Source organism: Bradyrhizobium rifense, assembly GCF_008123425.1.
In the GTDB taxonomy this organism is placed as follows: domain Bacteria; phylum Pseudomonadota; class Alphaproteobacteria; order Rhizobiales; family Xanthobacteraceae; genus Bradyrhizobium; species Bradyrhizobium rifense.
In genome coordinates this window covers 22846-40510 of sequence record NZ_VSSS01000079.1, presented here as the reverse complement: position 1 = coordinate 40510, position 17665 = coordinate 22846, and the positions used below count along the sequence as shown (strand labels likewise).

The 17665-nt window shown below is 60.9% G+C and carries 16 protein-coding genes and 1 pseudogene; 8 read left to right on the top strand and 9 right to left on the bottom strand.

Features of this window, described 5'->3' with window-relative positions; translation table 11 throughout:
* Positions 1-259: 259 nt before the first annotated feature.
* The 3 genes from FXB40_RS41885 to FXB40_RS41875 form a co-directional block, all read right to left on the bottom strand.
* Positions 260-898, bottom strand: a complete 639-nt coding sequence (locus tag FXB40_RS41885; RefSeq protein ID WP_246208285.1) for an ABC transporter substrate binding protein — start codon at positions 896-898, stop codon at positions 260-262.
* A complete protein-coding gene (locus tag FXB40_RS41880; protein WP_148778101.1) occupies positions 868-1224 on the bottom strand; it encodes a hypothetical protein in 357 nt (118 codons plus the stop codon). The genes FXB40_RS41885 and FXB40_RS41880 overlap by 31 nt, the downstream gene beginning before the upstream one ends.
* 249 nt (positions 1225-1473) lie before the next feature.
* A complete protein-coding gene (locus tag FXB40_RS41875; RefSeq protein ID WP_148778100.1) occupies positions 1474-2397 on the bottom strand; it encodes an ABC transporter substrate-binding protein in 924 nt (307 codons plus the stop codon).
* A 283-nt stretch (positions 2398-2680) separates the two neighbouring features.
* Here FXB40_RS41875 and FXB40_RS41870 point away from each other — a divergent pair.
* Positions 2681-3443, top strand: a pseudogene (locus FXB40_RS41870) (IS5 family transposase).
* Between the two features lie 233 nt (positions 3444-3676).
* On the opposite strand, the gene FXB40_RS41865 reads toward FXB40_RS41870, so the two are convergent.
* The 3 genes from FXB40_RS41865 to FXB40_RS41850 form a co-directional block, all read right to left on the bottom strand.
* Positions 3677-4012: a hypothetical protein gene (locus FXB40_RS41865; RefSeq protein WP_148778099.1), complete on the bottom strand. Its 336-nt coding sequence runs from the start codon at positions 4010-4012 to the stop codon at positions 3677-3679.
* Between the two features lie 11 nt (positions 4013-4023).
* Positions 4024-4530 (bottom strand): septal ring lytic transglycosylase RlpA family protein, encoded by a 507-nt coding sequence (locus FXB40_RS50615; RefSeq protein WP_430648183.1) that lies wholly within the window; start codon positions 4528-4530, stop codon positions 4024-4026.
* A gap of 1031 nt (positions 4531-5561) precedes the next feature.
* The gene (locus tag FXB40_RS41850) at positions 5562-6272 is read right to left on the bottom strand and encodes a hypothetical protein (RefSeq protein ID WP_148778097.1); all 711 of its coding nucleotides are present in this window, start codon (positions 6270-6272) and stop codon (positions 5562-5564) included.
* A 315-nt stretch (positions 6273-6587) separates the two neighbouring features.
* Between FXB40_RS41850 and FXB40_RS41845 the strand changes: the two genes are divergently transcribed.
* From FXB40_RS41845 to FXB40_RS41830, 4 genes are all read left to right on the top strand, one after another.
* Positions 6588-7253 carry a hypothetical protein gene (locus FXB40_RS41845; RefSeq protein ID WP_148778096.1) on the top strand — a complete coding sequence of 222 codons (666 nt, stop codon included), beginning with the start codon at positions 6588-6590 and terminating at the stop codon, positions 7251-7253.
* 171 nt (positions 7254-7424) lie between these two features.
* Complete coding sequence (locus FXB40_RS50025; RefSeq protein WP_283813015.1) at positions 7425-7553, top strand: hypothetical protein; 129 nt, start codon at positions 7425-7427, stop codon at positions 7551-7553.
* Positions 7554-8090: 537 nt separating this feature from the next.
* Positions 8091-9125 (top strand): AI-2E family transporter, encoded by a 1035-nt coding sequence (locus tag FXB40_RS41835; protein WP_148778108.1) that lies wholly within the window; start codon positions 8091-8093, stop codon positions 9123-9125.
* 22 nt (positions 9126-9147) lie between these two features.
* Positions 9148-9624, top strand: a complete 477-nt coding sequence (locus FXB40_RS41830; RefSeq protein ID WP_148778095.1) for a potassium channel family protein — start codon at positions 9148-9150, stop codon at positions 9622-9624.
* A gap of 157 nt (positions 9625-9781) precedes the next feature.
* Here the strand turns inward: FXB40_RS41830 and FXB40_RS41825 are convergent, their stop codons facing one another.
* Positions 9782-10465, bottom strand: a complete 684-nt coding sequence (locus tag FXB40_RS41825; RefSeq protein WP_148778094.1) for a helix-turn-helix domain-containing protein — start codon at positions 10463-10465, stop codon at positions 9782-9784.
* Between the two features lie 304 nt (positions 10466-10769).
* On the opposite strand from FXB40_RS41825, the gene FXB40_RS41820 reads away from it, so the two are divergent.
* Positions 10770-11393, top strand: coding sequence for a response regulator transcription factor (locus tag FXB40_RS41820; protein ID WP_148778093.1), 624 nt, complete (start codon positions 10770-10772; stop codon positions 11391-11393).
* An 8-nt stretch (positions 11394-11401) separates the two neighbouring features.
* On the opposite strand, the gene FXB40_RS41815 is transcribed toward FXB40_RS41820, so the two are convergent.
* Positions 11402-11974, bottom strand: a complete 573-nt coding sequence (locus tag FXB40_RS41815; RefSeq protein ID WP_148778092.1) for an invasion associated locus B family protein — start codon at positions 11972-11974, stop codon at positions 11402-11404.
* A 23-nt stretch (positions 11975-11997) separates the two neighbouring features.
* Positions 11998-12879 carry an alpha/beta hydrolase family protein gene (locus tag FXB40_RS41810; protein WP_148778107.1) on the bottom strand — a complete coding sequence of 294 codons (882 nt, stop codon included), beginning with the start codon at positions 12877-12879 and terminating at the stop codon, positions 11998-12000.
* A 264-nt stretch (positions 12880-13143) separates the two neighbouring features.
* Here FXB40_RS41810 and FXB40_RS41805 point away from each other — a divergent pair, with 264 nt between their 5' ends.
* Positions 13144-14835, top strand: coding sequence for a SulP family inorganic anion transporter (locus FXB40_RS41805; protein ID WP_148778091.1), 1692 nt, complete (start codon positions 13144-13146; stop codon positions 14833-14835).
* Between the two features lie 75 nt (positions 14836-14910).
* Positions 14911-17664: a decarboxylase gene (locus FXB40_RS41800; protein ID WP_148778090.1), complete on the top strand. Its 2754-nt coding sequence runs from the start codon at positions 14911-14913 to the stop codon at positions 17662-17664.
* Position 17665 lies beyond the last annotated feature (1 nt).

The window sequence follows — 17665 nt, the reverse complement described above, 5'->3', positions numbered from 1 at the left end:
GCGTTCGAGTTCGTCTTCCCATCCCGGCATGGTCAGCCCTCCAAGAGCCGACCACCCATGAATCATTGAAAAATTGATTCGGGAATCCTATAAAACGCGGCAAAATCAACAATCTGCCAAAGTAGTGCTAGGGCGTGTACTCATTAACCGGCTGCGTGACCAATGTCCGCTTCCTCCCTCAACAGCGGCGCTAAACCGGACATTCCCTGACTTCCGGGTTGGGCCACAAATGGACTCTGCACCGCAGTGAACAGTACCTCTACTCGATCACCTCGTCGGCGCGAGCGAGAAGTGGGTGCGGAAACTCGAAGCCAATTTGCCGTGCGGCCTTGAGGTTAACAATGAAAGGAAAGAACGTGGGTTGAAAGAACGGTATGTCACCGGGTAGCTTGCCATGTAAAATTTCTGCTATCTGCTTTGCGGCATAGCGAAACGCGTCAGGAAGATCTACGCAATAAGCCATGAGGCCACCCGCCTCAGCGAGATCGCGGAAAGCATACATCGCCGGGACTCTAGCGTTTGTCGCGATCGCTACCGCGGCTTCCTTGTGCGCGATTTGATCAGGCTCGTCCGACACCAGTAGAGCGTTGACATTCAGCTCGGCGAGCTTGCTGGCGGCTTCCACATACGCCTGCTCGGTTATACTGTTCCCAAGATCAATATGCACGAGCGATGCCGACGCCCGGCGAGCCGTGCCCATGATCAGTGCCCCTTCAACACCATTCCAATTTCCCCGGGATGCGAGATAGCCGAGACGTGCGTTGGGCTTCGCCTCGAGGAGCAGCGAAAGACGCTTTGCGATCATCTCAATCCCGCCGTCCACCGTCGAGCCGGTAATGTTCCCGCCCGGTCTCGACAGACTGGAAACTATCCCGAATGCGATTGGGTCCGCGACCACGATAACGATCGGGATGGTTGTGGTCGTTGATTTGAACGCCAGAGATAGAGGGGGCCTGATGTCAGAATTGCGTCAGGATTGCGTGCGACGACCGCTCGCGCGAGATCGCCAAAAGCATTCCGTTCACCACGCCCGGAATAGGTATCGACAACAAGATTCTTGCCCTCCACAAATCCCAAACCGTTCAGTTCAGTCAGTACCCGCGCATAGTGCGGATACGTCCTTATCTTTTCCACTGGGACTGAAGGCGCAACGATGGCGATCCGCTTTAAACCTGCTTGGGCGATCGCTTCGGAGGCAACAACACTGGTGCCTGTCGCGATCAATGCGAGGAACTCTCGCCGTCTCATTTTACTACCTCACAGGACGTAATGGGCAGCTGGCTAAGTTCGGACACCTCGCCAGACATATTGTGCGATTGGAGCGGAAAAAGCGGATAGGGACAAGAATGATGCTTGAATTGAATAAGCGGTGATGAAGCGCTGCGGACGTGTGCGGCGTTCCGAACCTCTTCGCGCTCGGTCCAATAAGCTGACGATGACGCACCCTAGCTGCCCGCGCAAACAATGGATGCTCTATTCGATCACCCGATCGGCACGTGCAAGGAAAGATGGTGATAGGTCAAGGCCCAGCGCCTTGGCCGTCCGTGTATTGATGGCTAGTTCGAACTTTGTGGGCTGGTACACTGGGATTTCAATGGGCTTCTTACCCCTAAGAATGTCAGAAACTTGCGAGGCCATAAGACGAAAGAGGTCAGCAAGGTCGACGGAATACGACATCAGCCCCCCGGCCTCGACAAAATCGCGGAAAGCATAACCCGCGGGAAGGCGCTGCGCTGCGATTAGCTCCACCAAGGCGTGACGAAGCGCGAGATGCTCGCCCTCGTCGGAGACAATGATTGCGGTCGGTTGGTTGCGTTGTATTGAGCGGAAGCTGTGTTGATAGGCTTCTGGCGAGACGGTTCGGCCCAAAGGCAGTTCTATGATCGGAATGCTCGCCTGTCGCGCCGCCAACCGCACGGCGACACCCGCTGCCCGCTCCCAATATCCCTCGGATGCGAGATAGTGAATCGTTGACAGGTTCGGCATCAGCTCTGCAATCAGTTGAAAGCGTTTGCCGTGAAGCTCCAACCCAGCATCGATGCTCGCGCCGGTTACATTTCCACCCGGATGAGCAAGTGTTGCAACAATCCCCATAGCAATCGGATCAGCAAACAGCGAGACGACCGGTATGGTTTGCGTCGCTGTTTTTAACTGAATTGCTATGGGAGTGCCCGTCGCAACGATTACGTCAGGATGTGTTCCGACCACGTCCGCGGCGAGCTGAGCATAAGGGGCTGTTTCTCCTCCGCCCGAGTAACGCTCAATAATTATGTTCTGGCCCTCAATGTGTCCTAGTCGGCTCAACTCCTGGAAGAATGCCCGGTAATAGCCGGTGTTGCTGTTTGCATTCATATCGGCAGTTTTGGCGGCTGGAGACATCACGGCGATACGCTTCAATTTGGGCAGTTGCTGCGCGCCGACCAGTCGCAAGCGTGAGCCCAAAAACGAAGGCGCGGCGCCTCATCGGACTCCCTTTCCCCGACTTCATGTTCGATGCATTTGATCACAGCGGGCGGCGCCGGACTAGAACTACCGCAATGGGTCATGAACGACAAAACTCACTTTGAGCATAATAGGTCTGCTTTGAGGTGCATAGCGACCGAACGGCCCCCATCGGGCGATATGTGTTGGGCCTGACAACCGAGCTGTGATTCAAACTCCCGAACTGGGAGCTCGAATCATGCGCCACGAACTCGCCGACTATGAATGGCTTGCCATTAAGCCAATGCTGCCGAACAAGCCGCGTGGCGTTCCTCGGGTAAACGACCGACGTGTCCTAAACGGCATCTTCTGGGTCCTGCGATCCGGGGCACCTTGGCGTGATCTGCCGGATCATTTTGGCCCTTACACGACCTGCTACAACCGTTTCGTCCGCTGGCGGCGGGCCGGTGTCTGGGCCGCATCATAGACGCACTTGCCGCTGCCTACGATGCCGCTGTCCAAATGATCGATACCTCCATTGTCCGGGTACATCAGCATGGAGCCTGCATCACACGAAACCAGCGCCAATCGATGGCAAGGTCACGCGGCGGGTTGGCCAGCAAAATTCATGCGTTGGTCGATAGCAACGGTCTGCCGCTACGGCTGGCGCTGAGCCCGGTGAGGCGCACGACGTTCGGCTTGCCGGAAGACTGCTGTCTCGTCTGAAAGTCGGGTCGATGCTGCTTGCTGACCGTGGCTATGATGCCGACTGGATCAGAGAGCTTGCCATGAAGAAGGGCGCGTGGGCCAACATCCCACCGAAAAGCAATCGCAGCGATCCGATCTGCTTCAGCCCCTATCTCTACCGCGCTCGCAACCGGGTCGAGCGGTTCTTCAACAGGATCAAACAATGTCGTCGGGTGGCAACGCGCTACGACAGGCTCGCCGCTAACTACCTTGCGTTCGTCCAGCTTGCATCGATCCGGCTTTGGCTGGCTGCGCGTTTAAGAGCCGCGCCCTAGCACGAGGTAGAGGACGCCAACGGCCGGCTAGCAGCTATCAGCGCATCACGAAGCCGCCGTACGTCCTGCTCGTGGATGGCTTGCGCATCTCTCAGGGTGTCTAACACCTTGCGAGCGTTGGTGACGTTGTGGCCATCCCGGTCCAATTCCGCAACCAGTGCCTCTTGGCGCCTAACGAACCGGTTGCCTTCTGCTGCGTGCCGTCGGGCCATCGAACGGCTGCACTACTGGCCTTAGACGGGCAAACGAAGCCAGACGTCTCGACTCGACAGCGTACCGGTGGGTGTCGCAATCTCCATGTCGACGACAAGGAACGAGCCGGGATTGTCTTCGTACAGATAGCGAAGGTGCCAGATCGGTCCGAGTTCGGGCGTGATGGCGAAGTCGTCCAGCGCGTTTGTGATACTCCGAACTGCATCGCGGTGGGTTACCGGCCCCTTGAACATCGCATCCATCAGTGTGGCGAGGGTCATGCCCTCGACAAGCATGGTTCGCGCGGTCTCATCGCCGTAGAGGAGTCGGAGAGACGACAGGATGGTTGCAATAGCTTCAGGGTTCTTTAAGGGCACGGAGTCGTTCGCTACAACACCTCTGCTCGAACCAGGGCGACACCACGATCCGTAATACCCAAGCTGCGCGCGGCGGCTAGTGACAAGTCGATAACACGACCACGAACCCACGGTCCGCGGTCTGTGATACGAACCACTACCGACTTTCTGCTCGTTACCTCAGTCACGCGGACTCGCGTGCCAAACGGCAAGTTGCGATGCGCTGCAGTTAGAGAATCGCGGTCATACGATGAACCGTTCGCTGTTTTGCCCCTTGAGTACGAATAGAACGAGGCTTTTCCGGAGAACACGCGGTTGAGGGAGTGGGAAGTTGAACGATCTTTCAATGACTCTCGACGATCGTTCGACGTCTCTTGCCCGCTGGGAGCTTGTGCTCGCGGCTCGTCCTTCTTTGTCTGTTCGAGTTCATCGGGAGCCGGCTCAGCGTGAGCCTTTGGAATGATAGACCACCGCTCGTTGAAATCCTGTGCTGCAGCGGTGCTCGCGTTCAATCCAAACCAAGCAAGAACTGTTGCCATTGCAACCATTCTGAGGGGAAGACGCATCGTCGGCCTCTTCAAACAATTGAAGCACAAACCACCAATGCCACCCATCAGGCAGTGTTCCTGAACACGTGGTCGGCTCACTAAATAGGTGATTGCATACCGACATTGCGGGACATGTGCGGAGGAGCACCGCAGCAAGTCAATTGTCTCGCTGCGATGCATCACGCCATTAACCAACAGGCTGGGGGCTAGGGGCGGCCGGTCTTCCAGCGCGCAGCGACAGTGCCGCCTTCTTCCGTCGCGCTATGATTGATTTTGACGAGCACCATGTTCGGCTAATGATCCTTGCCTGCGAGTCTTCGGATACGGAGAGAGAACATGTTTTAAGGGAGTCGGCTTAGCCTGCCCACCTTACGCTCCAAGGGGACTTAGATCGGACGGACGATATCAAGACCAGGTGTATACGCTCTGCTTCGTCTTTCGTGAGCTTGTCTGCCCACCCGCAAGTAGGGAGCGCATGGCCTCGACGCTCGCGGTCGTAAACCCTCCATCCCGTTCCTCCCATACGGATGAAAAATCGCTTCTTCAATGTTGTCTTGTCCATTGCTCCTCTTCAGCCGAGCAGGGAATCCTTTCTGCTCGTTGCGCGCGGCGCCGTAGAAGATCAAGATTTTCGATATTTCCTCGCGAAGGGATTACACAATGAGCGTCAAAGCCATGCTGGCTAAGGCAAATTGTTGAGCGACTGAACAGCTACCTTCCCAGCTCCAACGTCGTGCTCGCCACACCTTTGCTCGGCTCGAACGTCTCGCCGCATACTCGTCAATGTAGTCGAGCTTTGCGCCGCAGAGCTCGCCCGCTGCGGTCCACAAGGAACACCTCGTCAGCATGAGGGCAGTCCGTCCCAAAAAGCGGGCCGTCGTCGTAATCGGATGTCCGTCTCAGGCAGCGCCAAACTCGATGAATGGCGCGCGGAACCTTTGTACATTTGGCAATGCGGGCGTCTTGAAATTCATGAGACGTGCGGTGGCGTGCCAGGTACCTGCCTAACGTATCGCGCCACCTCAATGGCATAATCTCACGGCGCGCCGTAGCGTGCGGCTCGAGCTTAAGAGCGAGAAGCCGCCAAGCGTCATCAGCAGCACCCCGAACCAGGCCGTCCAGCTGCGCGCTTCGTCCGGCACTTCTCGAATGCGCGCGTCCGCCGGCATAGCTTCAGGAGAGTCGGCGGACACGACGGCCAGAAGCTGCTCAACGTCCACTTGGTCTGGCCCGGAGTGATCAGCTGTGAGCTGTTGGCTGTGAAGACCGGCGACGGAGACTGCCAATGTCATGGGAGGGCCCGTGCGGGCATCGGAAGCGGCATCGGCTATTTTGAATACAGATGCGGGCGGCTGAGACGACTCTTCCGGTCCGGAGCGCAGGATCTCCGCGTGCGCATCAATGGCCGCGCTCTGCCTGGGCTGCGAGGCGCTGTTCTCGGCCAAACTGGGGGGGCGATCTTGGGCCCCACGGCGAACGGTCTTCTTCGCCTTCGCGGTACCCTCGGTCAGGAACCAGCATTTACGGTGCCCGTCCATTCGATAGACCCAATGTCCGCCGGGGATCGGGTTGCCGGGGCTTCTCTGGCATTCCGCTTCCGGCGGGGAGGTTACCGCCGGCTGGGGCGCAGCAGTATTAAAGATATCCGTAAGAGAATTGGAGGACGCTGGTGCCGACGCAAGAGCTCCAACAGAAAGCAAACCGGCGACGCAAAATCGCAAATAACCGGACATCGAAAACTCCCGGTGTTGCGCCCAACCCTAGATGACCCTCCACGCCGACATAGGCGGCGATGCGGCTCAAATCTGGCGGTGCGATGGATTCATTGTGCTCCTAAGGATAGATCGGGGGCGGAATGCAGGCGCGGGTCAGCAGCTCACGGTTGCAAACACAATCCTACTGCTATGTGGCCGAGCCCGGCGTTCGCCGGATATCTAACTTCGGCTTCTTGCGCGAAACACTGCTGGGTTTTGGGGCTGAGCGCACCGGCTGTTAAGGGATGGTTTAGTTCGCCGCATGATCATCGGGGACCACAAGGGAACCCCAGCATGCAATTCCATCATGCAAATACCTTGGAAAGGATCGAGGTGATCGCGGATCGCGGACATGGCGAGGTCGCATGGCCCGTCACTCTCGACCAATTGGATTTCTCGACCTCCAATCGGAAGGAGATCCAGGCGCTATTGGCGCCAAGCGGCCATTCAAAATCTCGTATTTGGGTGGTCGCGGTCGCAGTGTTTGGTGGCTTTGGATCAGGTTGGGCTGGTGCTTGGTACGGCCCTGCAGCCGTCTCGGCTGTCTATCCAATTGCTCAGACAGAAACGGCTTCTCGCCGCGTGCGGGACACAAACCTGGGCGGTAAGGTCGAAAGCGCCCGAAAGATGCCGCCTCGTCTTAGCTTTGCTCCGAAGCCTCCGGCCAGAGCATCCAGCGCGGCGCAATTGGCGGATGCTATCCAGGCGGACATGACTGTGACGGGCTCAGTTCAGCCAACGGGGCCGCTTCTGTCGCTCCCCGAGACCAGGCCGACCACCATTGTGGGTTGGGCAGTCCTCGACGTTCGCGGCGGAACGGCAGTAATTGAAGGGCCTGACGGGATTCGAATGGCGGCACGGGGCGATGTGGTCCCCGGCATCGGACGGATCGACTCGATTGTGCGGTGGGGCAATCGTTGGATAGTAGCAACAGCAGGCGGATTGATCTCGACGCGATAGGCGTGCACCGGCTTTCGGCGCGTTGTTGTTTCAGAAGTAGCGCGCGAGGATCTGGGCTGCGTCATAAAGATCGGAGCCCATTCCGAAACCCACATCGTCGAGCTCGACGATGGTCGCGCTGGCAGATATTTCCCGGCGACCTCGATCTGACGCTGAACTGGAAGCCCGATCGTGGTCGTTCCGGCTGACGACGATCTCAGTTCTCACGCACTGGTCGGCGGAGACGCGAAGGTGCGGGTGTTCGCTGAGGGCGGAAGCTGGTCGGTGGGCGAGGTCAAGTCGGTGCTGAGGGAAGGGTAGGACGACCTCGTCGGTGCAGTGGCCGGCTGCTGTTGCGTCGGACAGGCGTGGACGTCGACCTCGATGGACTCAAGAGCACCGTCACCCTTTGCGGCGCGGGTCTCTTCCTGTCCATTGTGAAGGCGATGACCGACATCCGCGGTCGGAGGGCGCCAGTCTCGATCATTGGCGGCCGGGGCGGGAAAACTACGGTTGGGATATTGCTGAAGCGACCGTTGCAAACACCGTAGCTATTCTTCCGAGACGCAAGAAAAAGCCAGTTGAATCAAATAAGTTGACAAGACACCCCTTCCGCCAAATGCTTCAATAAATACAATATCATACAGCTGGATCAGCTCCAATCGTGCCGGGCGGTCAGGCCTGGTTTTCCTCCGCGCCGCTTCGTCGGGCGCGGAATTCCCCGGCGTCCCGCTTGATCTGGGTCAAGTCTGCTGCGTGACGCCGGCCTCTCTTCGAGAGGGCATCGTTCATGCAGACAAAGGCGCGACCTTGAAGACCCTTCGCCAGCTTCTCTCCGCCGAAGAGGTGGTCCAGCTCATGATACGGCTCGGATTGCTCGGGCTGTTGATCGTGTGGGCCTTCCTGATCATACGGCCCTTCGTGCCGATCCTGACCTGGAGCGCGGTGCTTGCGGTGGCGTTCTATCCGGCCTTCAGTTGGCTCGCCAAGCTTCTCGGGGGACGCCCGCGAACCGCCGCCGCCATTCTCACCCTGGTCACGCTCGGCATTGTCATTGGTCCGGCGACGTGGCTCGGATTGAGCGCAGTGGAAGGCATCAGGGACCTCGCGAGCCAGATCGGCAGCGGTGATCTCGCGCTCCAGGCCGCGCCCGAGCAGATCAAGACCTGGCCGCTGATCGGCCCGCAGCTCTATGATTTCTGGAATCTGGCCTACACCAATATTCGTGCGGTGCTGCGCGAGGTGGCGCCGTATCTGAAGCCGTTTGCAGGCGTGATGCTGTCCTTTGCCGGCAGCGCTGGCGTCGGCACCCTCCAGTTCCTGCTGTCGGTCGTCGTCGCCGGATTCCTGTTTCCGTACGGGCCGCAACTCGTTGCTGCGGTTCGTGGCTTCCTGTTCCGCATCGTGCCGGAGCAGAGCGAGCATTTCGTCGGACTGGCGGGTGCGACCATTCGGGCGGTGTCGCAGGGCGTGATCGGCGTCGCGATCATCCAGGCGCTGTTGGCCGGCATCGGGCTGAAGCTCGCCGGCATTCCGAGCGCAGGCTTGCTTGCCATCATCGTCCTGCTGCTGTCGATCGTGCAGATCGGCGCGGCCATCGTCTTCATTCCCGTGCTCATCTGGATCTGGATGGACAAGGACGTGCTCACGGCGCTGCTTCTGACGATCTTCCTCGGCGTCGTCGGCATTCTCGACAACATCCTGAAGCCATTGGTGATGGGACGTGGCCTGACCACGCCGACGCTGGTGATCCTGATCGGGGTGATCGGCGGCACGCTCGCGCATGGGATCATCGGCCTCTTCATCGGGCCGATCATTCTATCGGTCGCCTGGGAATTGGCGGCCGCCTGGATCCGTGTCGACCAGGATGCGCGAGGCAGTCGCCCGACATAGGAAAGAAAGCTGGTCGATTCTCATGCTGCTGCAGTTTCTCGTTGGCACACTGGTCAGCGCGATCACCATCGGCATCCACGCGCTGGTGACCATCGTCGCTGTCTCGATTGCTCGCATGGCTGGTCTGCGGCCGACCGATCGACCGCGGCTGCACCTGATGGGCGTGATGATCGCGACGGCTGCGGTGCTGCAGATCGCGCATACGCTGGAGGTCCTGGTGTGGGCAGGGGCGTATGGCGTTGTTCAGGCCGCAGCAGCGGACAGCGGTCTGCTCTATTTCGCCTTCGTCAACTACACCACGCTCGGCTACGGCGATATCACGCCGGTGCGGGAATGGCGGCTCATCGGCCCGCTGACTGCGATGAATGGCGTCCTGTTGTTCGGCTGGTCGGCCGCGATCCTGTTTGAGGTCCTGCGCAAGACACTCGATCACCTCGGAATGACCGAGGTGGCAAATGATCCTGAGCGGACAGACGGCGTTCGACGGAGACTGGTTTAGCCGAGGAAAAGGATCATGGCCGTGAGCGCCACCGGCAGTGCCCCGAACGCAATGACCGCGACCTTGAATGCAACCTCGTTCGACATGAGTTGACGGTAACACCGGATCGGGCCGGTGTGATGTGCAGTTTGTGCCACGCCGACAATGGCCGGCCAGCTCAAGACGTCAGGTCGAGGCTCGCGAGCTGATGCCGATCCAGGAGTACGATCTGGCGCTGGGTGTTGCCGATGAAGCCGAGAACACCGAGCTCGTGCAGCCGCGACAGGGCGCGGGAGACGGTTTCCAGCGTCAGGCCGAGATAGTCGGCGATATCGCGCCGCGACATCGGCAGCGCCATCACGCCCGCTGCGGTTAGCCGTTTGTCCATCTCGAGCAGGAAAGCGGCCACCCGCTCCAGCGAGGTCTTGCGGCCGAGCAGCAGCATATGATCTTCCGCATGCTGGAGATTGCTCGTGGTCATGCTGAGCAGATTTCTGGCGACCATCGCGTCGCTTTCGGCCACCAATTCGAGGCTCTTCCGTTTGACGAGACGCACCGTGGTGTCAACGATCGCCTCGGCCGTGAACCGGTGCTCGCTGCCATTCTCCAGGCCAAAGATATCTGTGGCCAGGTGAAAGGCTCCAATCTGTCGGCGGCCGTCCGATAACAGCTTGTAGCTTCGCACCGCACCAGACTTGACCTGATAAACATATTCGGCGGGCTCTTTCTCGCCGTAAACCTCGACGCCTTTCTTGTAGGAAAATTCGCTTAAACCAACGAGCGGATTTGAATCGCTGGTCATGCCGAGATCACGGAGGGAATTGGGGCGTGGTGCGGAATCTGTCGTTATTCGAACGAACATGGCCAACTCCTCGGCTCATCGCCGAATTGGTCTGTCAGACTGAGACTCATGCCGGGGAAAGCGCCGCGCTATCACGCCCCGCGGAGGTTGATTTAGAACCAAGGTCGTCTTTCAATCCATTGTCCCAAGGTTCATTGTACCAAGGGACAGAACTTGCGTTTGCTGCACGCATTGAGAAGAGCTCGATCCGAGCAGGACATGCTCCCCGTTGCGAAGCAGATCATTTGCTTATCGAATGATTGGGCAGTAGCGCTGCCTCGCTTTGAGAGCGTTGATATTCGTCCCACTTGGCGAAAGGTGGAAAATGCTTGGCCTTGTCCATGTGGTCGACGATGACGCTTCGTTTCGTACCGCGATTGAACGCCGGCTGAAGCTCGCTGGCTACGAGGTCGCGACCTACGCTTCATCGCAGGACCTGCTGGATGCGGCACCGGATGACGCGCAACCTGGATGCATCCTGCTCGACGTTCGGATACCGGGGCTGAGCGGCCCGGAGTTGCAGCGTCATCTGAGCGCGTCCGGCTCCACCCTGCCGATCATATTCCTGACCGGTTACGCCGATACGCCGACCACTGTGCAGGCCATCAAGGCGGGAGCGGAGGATTTCCTGACCAAGCCGGTCTCGTCGGAGCTGCTGCTCGATGCGATTGCGCGCGCGCTGGCGCGGCAGGACGCGGCGCGCGGGCAGCGCGGCAGGCTCGATACGTTCCGCGCTTGTCTGGCAGCGCTGACCCAGCGCGAACGGCAGGTGTTCGATCTCATCGTGCGCGGCAAGATCAACAAGCAGATTGCCCATCAGCTCGGGACGACCGAGCGCACGATAAAAGCGCATCGGCACCAGGTCATGGAGAAGATGCAGGTACATTCGCTCGCGGAGCTCGTTTCGATCGCGGAACGGCTTGGCATGCTCGATCCGAACAACCTTTAGCGGGCGGCTCATTCGTCGACATATTGCTCCAGCGTCTTGGCTGGTGCGCCCTTGTGAGCCGACGCAAACTGGGCCAGCGGTATCGATGTCGTCAGCGCGAGCAGGTTGGAGTCGACGGTCTCGAGTGTCAGTGTCTTTCCGGACTCCATCTGCTTGACCATTGCCGCGGGTGCGACGTCGGCGGCGATGCACCCGTTTGTCAGGCACCAGCTATAGGGCACGCGGAGGGGGCTGCCCTGGTCGACGGTCAGCTTGGCCGGTTGTTGCAGATACATGCCGACCGGTACGAAAAGCTGCAGCCGCGCCGTCGGCGCGCCTTCGCGCTCGATCAGGTCCACGCGCACCGCCATCTGGCCGGTCGGGAATTTACCCGTGATCGAGGTCCGGCACAGCATCGGCGCGCCACCTGGCTTGAAGCAGAGCTTTTGCCAGTCGCCATAAGTGATGTCCTTGGCCTCGCGCTGACCGCGTGTTGCGACTTCGGCAGGCTTATCGGCCTGTGCGGCGAGACTGGGCAGTGCCGCCGTCGCGCCGATCGCGGCGACGGCAAGGGTTGCAAGATAGTCACGGGCGCTGGGCATGGTGGCATCTCCGGAGCCGGTCTCTATTTTTGCGCATCGAGAAATTTGCTCACCAACGGCGACCAGAGAGGGATCGCGTCCGGTGAGCCGATGAAAAAGTGGCCCTCGTTGCCGAATGGCGGCATCAGATGGTATTCGGCCTTGCCGCCGGCGGCGGTGAAGGCGGCACGCATGCGCTTCGATAGATCAGGGCCGAAGAACGTGTCGTTCTCGATGTAGATCCACAACATCGGCACCCGCGAGGTGCGGCCGAAATCCGCGGTCGCCTCGACCAATTTAACAGGCGCGCAATTGTTGTTGGGCTTGCCCCCGACGCGGCCGCCACGGCCGGCGGCGAAAGTGATGATGGCCTTCACCGGCGCCGGGTTCACGCTCGACAGGGCGATGGCCGCCCAGCCTCCCGCGGACTGGCCGACTACGATGACGTCCTTCGGAATGATGCGCTTTTCGGCGGCCATGAAGTCGATGATCCAGAGATCGACTTGCGCGACCGCAAGCCCGGCATCGTGGAAGTTGGGCTTGATGCATTTGCCGATTTTGGAGAAGAACGGGCCGTAGATCGCCCGTTCGGGGATATCGATGGCGGCGGCGCCATAGCCGCTTCCGACCGGGGCCACCACCAGATAGCCGCGTTTCGCGAACCATTTGGCGGCGTCGCGGAATTCGACCAGCGGAAAGAAGCTGCGGTCGGTCGGATTGAGCGAAACGCCGTGGTTCATGATCACCAGAGGGAATGGGCCGTCGCCGACCGGACGGACCAGATAAGCGAACATCGGCAGCGGCAGCGGAAGGGCCCAGATCTCCTCCTGGATACGGACGTCGTCCTCGGCGCGTGCTGGAGCGGTACAGGCGGCGATCAGGAGCAGGGCGCCTGTCAAAAGCCGGACGATTGAGTTGAGAGGCATCCCCACGGCGATCTCCCTCAGATCTTGAACGCCGTCGCCACGATGATCGGCCAGCGCGTGACCGTGGTCGCAGCTCCGCCGATGGCTTTCCCGCGATTTGATTGGCGGCGAGAGGAGGTTGCTTGATCCAGATCAAGCCCCGGCGGGGACGCGGCGACGTCTATCAACTGATGAGGAGCGTGCGCCAGCCGATATTGCCGATATGAGTACTCTGGACGTGGTCGTCCTGTTGCGCTGCGAAGCGACGCCACGCGAGGTGGTCGAATGAATTCGCCACCCGAACCGAACTGGACGCGCTTCTTTCCACCGTTCGGCTGGCTCGCGGCCTATCGGCGCGAATGGTTGCCATCTGATGCCGTCGCCGGCGTCACGCTGGCCGCCTACGCAATTCCGGTCTCGCTCGCCTACGCGGCGCTGGCCGGGCTGCAGCCGCAGATCGGCGTCTATGGCTACATGCTCGGCGGCATCGGCTATGCCTTGCTCGGGGCGTCGCGGCAGTTGGCGATCGGCCCGACGTCGGCGATCTCGTTGATGATCGCCGCGACCGTCGGCGCGCTCGCCGGTGGCGATGCCGTGAGGTATGCGCAGATCGCAAGTCTTGCGGCGTTCGGTGTCGCGGTGCTGTGCTTCATCGCCTGGCTGTTCAAGCTCAGCGTGCTCGTCCGCCTCGTCAGCGACAGCATTCTGGTTGGCTTCAAGGCCGGCGCGGGACTCACCATCATCATGAGCCAGTTGCCGAGCCTGTTTGGCGTCGCCGGCGGTGGTCACAATTTCTTTGACCGCGCCATAAAATTGATCGGGCAGCTCGGCCATCTCGATCCGCTCGTTCTGGCGATCGGCGCGGTCGCGCTGCTGTTGCTGCTGCTGGGTGAGCGGCTTTTGCCGGGCAAGCCGGTCGGCATCACCATCGTGGCGCTGGCGATTGTGGTGGCGACGGTGTTCGGCTTTCCGGGCCTCGGTGTGCCCGTTACCGGGAAGATACCGGAAGGGCTGCCGGCGCTGGGGATGCCGACCTTTGGGCTGCTGGAGTTCGACGAGCTGTTTCCGCTCGCTGCAGGCTGCGTGCTGCTGGCCTATATCGAGGGCGTTTCCGCAGCCCGCAGCTTTGCCGCCAAGCATGGCTATCCGCTCGACGTCCGGCAGGAGTTTCTGGGGCTGGGCGCCGCAAACCTCGCCGCCGCTTTCGGCCATGGCTATCCCGTTGCGGGTGGCCTGTCGCAATCAGCGGTCAACGACAGCGCCGGTGCGCGAACACCTCTGGCTCTGGTCATCTGCTCCGTGACGCTTGGGCTGTGCCTGCTGTTCTTCACCGGGCTGCTCACCAATCTGCCCAAGGCGGTGCTCGCGGCGATCGTGTTTGCCGCCGTCTACAAGCTGGTCGATGTGCGTGCGCTGGTTCGGATGTGGCAGGTCAGCCGGATCGATTTCTACGCGGCGTCGATTGCCCTGATTTCTGTGTTGCTGCTCGGCATCCTCCAGGGCGTCCTGCTGGCGTCGATCGCGTCGATTGTCCTGCTGCTGGCGCGAGCGTCGCGGCCGAATGTCGCGTTCCTTGGCCGTTTGCCGGGCAGCGGGCGCTATTCGGACAGCGCGCGGCACGCGGACGTCGAGCCGCTGGTTGGAGTCATCGCGTTCCGCCCGGAGGCCTCGCTGCTCTACATCAATGCCGAGACGATTTTGGACACGGTTCTGACGACGCTCAGGCGTTCGCCGGGCATCCATCTGGTCGCCTGCGACCTTTCGGCGTCGCCTTATATCGATCTGGCGGGCGCGCGCATGCTGCATGACCTCCATGATGAGCTCGCGTCACGCCGGGTGAGCCTCTGCATCGTCGGCGCGCATGCACAACTCCGCGACCTCCTGCGCGCCGAGGGGCTCGGGGAGAAGACCGACAGCAACCAATGGCTTCGCTCGCTCGACAGCGTTCTCGGTGACCGGAATGCAGACAACCGTTGACTTGGATCAATGGAGCGACCGGCGCCGAAAGCACGATCCCTCATCACCTTCGCCCCAAACGATCGGGAGAGACGCATGGCCAAGGACACAAAGCCCGCGCAGAAGCGCATCGACCAGTTCTTTTCCGGGCCCGGCGCACGGGCCGACGACTGGCGTGATCTGGTCGAGGCCGCAAAAAGTTGGGCCCGCGGCGGCGATCGCGCGCCCTATGACGCGGCGCTGGCCGGCCTGTCGGTGACGGAAGAATTCCACGGCTATCCCGGCCTGCAATTGATGGCGGCCCTGCGCGAAGCGGCCTCGGCCGGCGATGCGGCCGCGTCGCTGTCGCTTGCAACCCGGATCACCCAGGCGTTGGCGACGCGATCCTTCCGCCAGCATGCCGGCGACTGGAGCGCGAAGGACGATGGCGATGGCGATGCGCCCGAACTGGTGTCGCCCACCTTCGGCACGCATAAGGCACGCCGGCCCTATTTCGAAACCCTGATCGTCACCGGCGTGTCGCCCGGCCAATGGCCGGCACTCGCAGCCGAATGGCGCAAGCTGCGCCGTCCGGAAGATGGCTTCATCTATGAGCCGGTCATCGTCGGCAGTCTCGAAGACGCCTTCTGCGCGACCATGCTCAATCCTAACCTCGGGGCCGTCATCATCAACGAGGGCTTCGGTCTGCGCTCGCGGCACGATGCGCCAGTCCTCCGTTCGATCACGGCCACGGCCGGCCTCAAGGACGAATCCGATGCCTCCGCGCTGCGGCTCGCGCAGATCATCAAGCGGGTCAGGCCCGAGCTCGATCTCTACATGATCTCGAACCGCGATGTCGAAGAGTTGGCCGGCAATCCCGAGGCCAATGTCGTTCGCCGCATCTTCTATTCGGTCGAAGAGCTTCTGGAGCTGCATCTGTCGATCCTCGAGGGCATCCAGGACCGCTACGACACGCCGTTCTTCGACAATCTCAAGAAATACGCGCAGCGCCCCATAGGGACGTTCCATGCGCTGCCGATCGCCCGCGGCAAGTCGATCTTCAAGTCCGACTGGATCCGCGACATGGGCGAGTTCTACGGCCCGAACCTGTTCCTGGCCGAGAGCAGCGCCACCACAGGCGGCCTCGACAGCATGCTGGAGCCGACCGGCAACATCAAGAAGGCGCAGGAGAAGGCGGCGAGGGCGCTCGGCGCCGACCGCGTCTTCTTCGTCACCAACGGCACCTCGACCTCGAACAAGATGGCGGTGCAGGCGCTGCTCGCGCCGGGCGACATCGCGATCGTCGATCGCAACTGCCACAAGTCGCATCACTACGGCATGGTGCTCGCCGGCGCCCAGCCACTCTATGTCGAAGCCTACCCGATGACGGAATACTCGATGTACGGCGCGGTGCCGCTGAAGACGATCAAGCAGGCGCTGTTGAGCGCCAAAGCTGACGGGCGGCTCGACCGCGTCAAGCTGCTCGACCTCACCAACTGCACCTTCGACGGCCACATCTACAACACCCGCCGGGTGATGGAGGAATGCCTCGCCATCAAGCCGGACCTGATCTTCCTGTGGGACGAGGCCTGGTTCGGCTTCGCGCGCTTCTCGCCGTTCCTGCGCCGTCGCACTGGCCTCGGCGCCGCCAACGAGATCGAGGCGTGGATGCACGACCCGAAGTCGGTTGCGGCCTACGAGAAGCAGCAAACCGAGCTCGGCAAGAATCCGACGGACGAGGTGCTGCTCAAGACCAGGCTCATTCCCGATCCGCGCCAGATTCGCCTGCGCGTCTATCAGACCAACTCGACCCACAAGTCGATGTCGGCGCTCCGCCAGGGCTCGATGCTGTCGGTCAAGGACGTCGAATTCCACACAGTCGAGCAGCAGTTCAAGGAGGCCGTATTCACTCACGCTTCCACCAGCCCGAACCAGCAGCTCATCGCCAGCCTTGACATCTCGCGGCGGCAGATGGAGCTGGAGGGCTATGGCCTCGTCGCCAATGCGATCGAGATCGCGTTCGCGATCCGCCACGCGGTGAACAACAATCCGCTGCTCTCGAAATACTTCCATGTCCTCGGCGCCGACGCCATGGTGCCGGCGCAATACCGCCAGAGCGGATTCACCGATTATCTCGCGGCTGGCGTGAACTGGGCCAATACGCTCAAGAGCCTGGACGATGATGAGTTCTGTCTCGACCCGACCCGCATGACGCTGGTGTGCGGCACGGCCGGCTTCGACGGCACCCAGTTCAAGGGCATTCTGGCCAACGAGTACAACATCCAGGTCAATAAGACCTCGCGCAATTCGGTCCTGGTCCAGTCCAACATCAACAACACCCGCAGCGACGTCGCGCATCTCGTCCGCGTCCTCGCCGAGATCGCGGGTGAGGTCGATCGCGGGCTGGCGCAAGGTGGCGCCAATGCGCGCCAGACCTTTGAGGCGCGGGTCAAGAGCCTGATGAAGGACGTGCCTGATCTGCCGAACTTCTCGCACTTCCACCCGAGCTTCCGTGGCGATGCCGGCACCAAGACCAATGAAGGCGACATCCGCAGCGGCTTCTATGCCGCCTATGACGCCGCGGGATGCGAGCACCTTCGCCTCAACGATCCCGAGATCGACCGGCGGCTGAAGGCCGGGCCCGAGCTCGTATCGGCCAATTTCGTGATCCCGTACCCGCCGGGCTTCCCGATCATGGTGCCGGGCCAGGTCATCACCCAGGAGACCATCGACTTCATGCGCAAGCTCGATGTGAAGGAGATCCATGGCTACGACGCCAAGGAGGGGCTGAAGCTCGTGCGCACGGAGGCCCTGGCGAAGCTCGGCCGGCCGAAGCCCGGTGCGCAGCCGAAGCTCAAGGCCGCGTCCTAGG

Bases quoted from the DNA above. Each gene is read 5' to 3' on its own strand.
- FXB40_RS41805 (WP_148778091.1), top strand. From the start codon at position 13,144: ATGAATTCGCCACCCGAACCGAACTGGACGCGCTTCTTTCCACCGTTC.
- FXB40_RS41850 (WP_148778097.1), bottom strand. From the start codon at position 6,272: ATGTCCGGTTATTTGCGATTTTGCGTCGCCGGTTTGCTTTCTGTTGGA.
- FXB40_RS41820 (WP_148778093.1), top strand. From the start codon at position 10,770: ATGCTTGGCCTTGTCCATGTGGTCGACGATGACGCTTCGTTTCGTACC.
- FXB40_RS41810 (WP_148778107.1), bottom strand. From the start codon at position 12,879: ATGCCTCTCAACTCAATCGTCCGGCTTTTGACAGGCGCCCTGCTCCTG.
- FXB40_RS41825 (WP_148778094.1), bottom strand. From the start codon at position 10,465: ATGTTCGTTCGAATAACGACAGATTCCGCACCACGCCCCAATTCCCTC.
- FXB40_RS41830 (WP_148778095.1), top strand. From the start codon at position 9,148: ATGCTGCTGCAGTTTCTCGTTGGCACACTGGTCAGCGCGATCACCATC.
- FXB40_RS50615 (WP_430648183.1), bottom strand. From the start codon at position 4,530: ATGGCAACAGTTCTTGCTTGGTTTGGATTGAACGCGAGCACCGCTGCA.
- FXB40_RS41845 (WP_148778096.1), top strand. From the start codon at position 6,588: ATGCAATTCCATCATGCAAATACCTTGGAAAGGATCGAGGTGATCGCG.
- FXB40_RS41835 (WP_148778108.1), top strand. From the start codon at position 8,091: ATGATACGGCTCGGATTGCTCGGGCTGTTGATCGTGTGGGCCTTCCTG.
- FXB40_RS41815 (WP_148778092.1), bottom strand. From the start codon at position 11,974: ATGCCCAGCGCCCGTGACTATCTTGCAACCCTTGCCGTCGCCGCGATC.
- FXB40_RS41800 (WP_148778090.1), top strand. From the start codon at position 14,911: ATGGCCAAGGACACAAAGCCCGCGCAGAAGCGCATCGACCAGTTCTTT.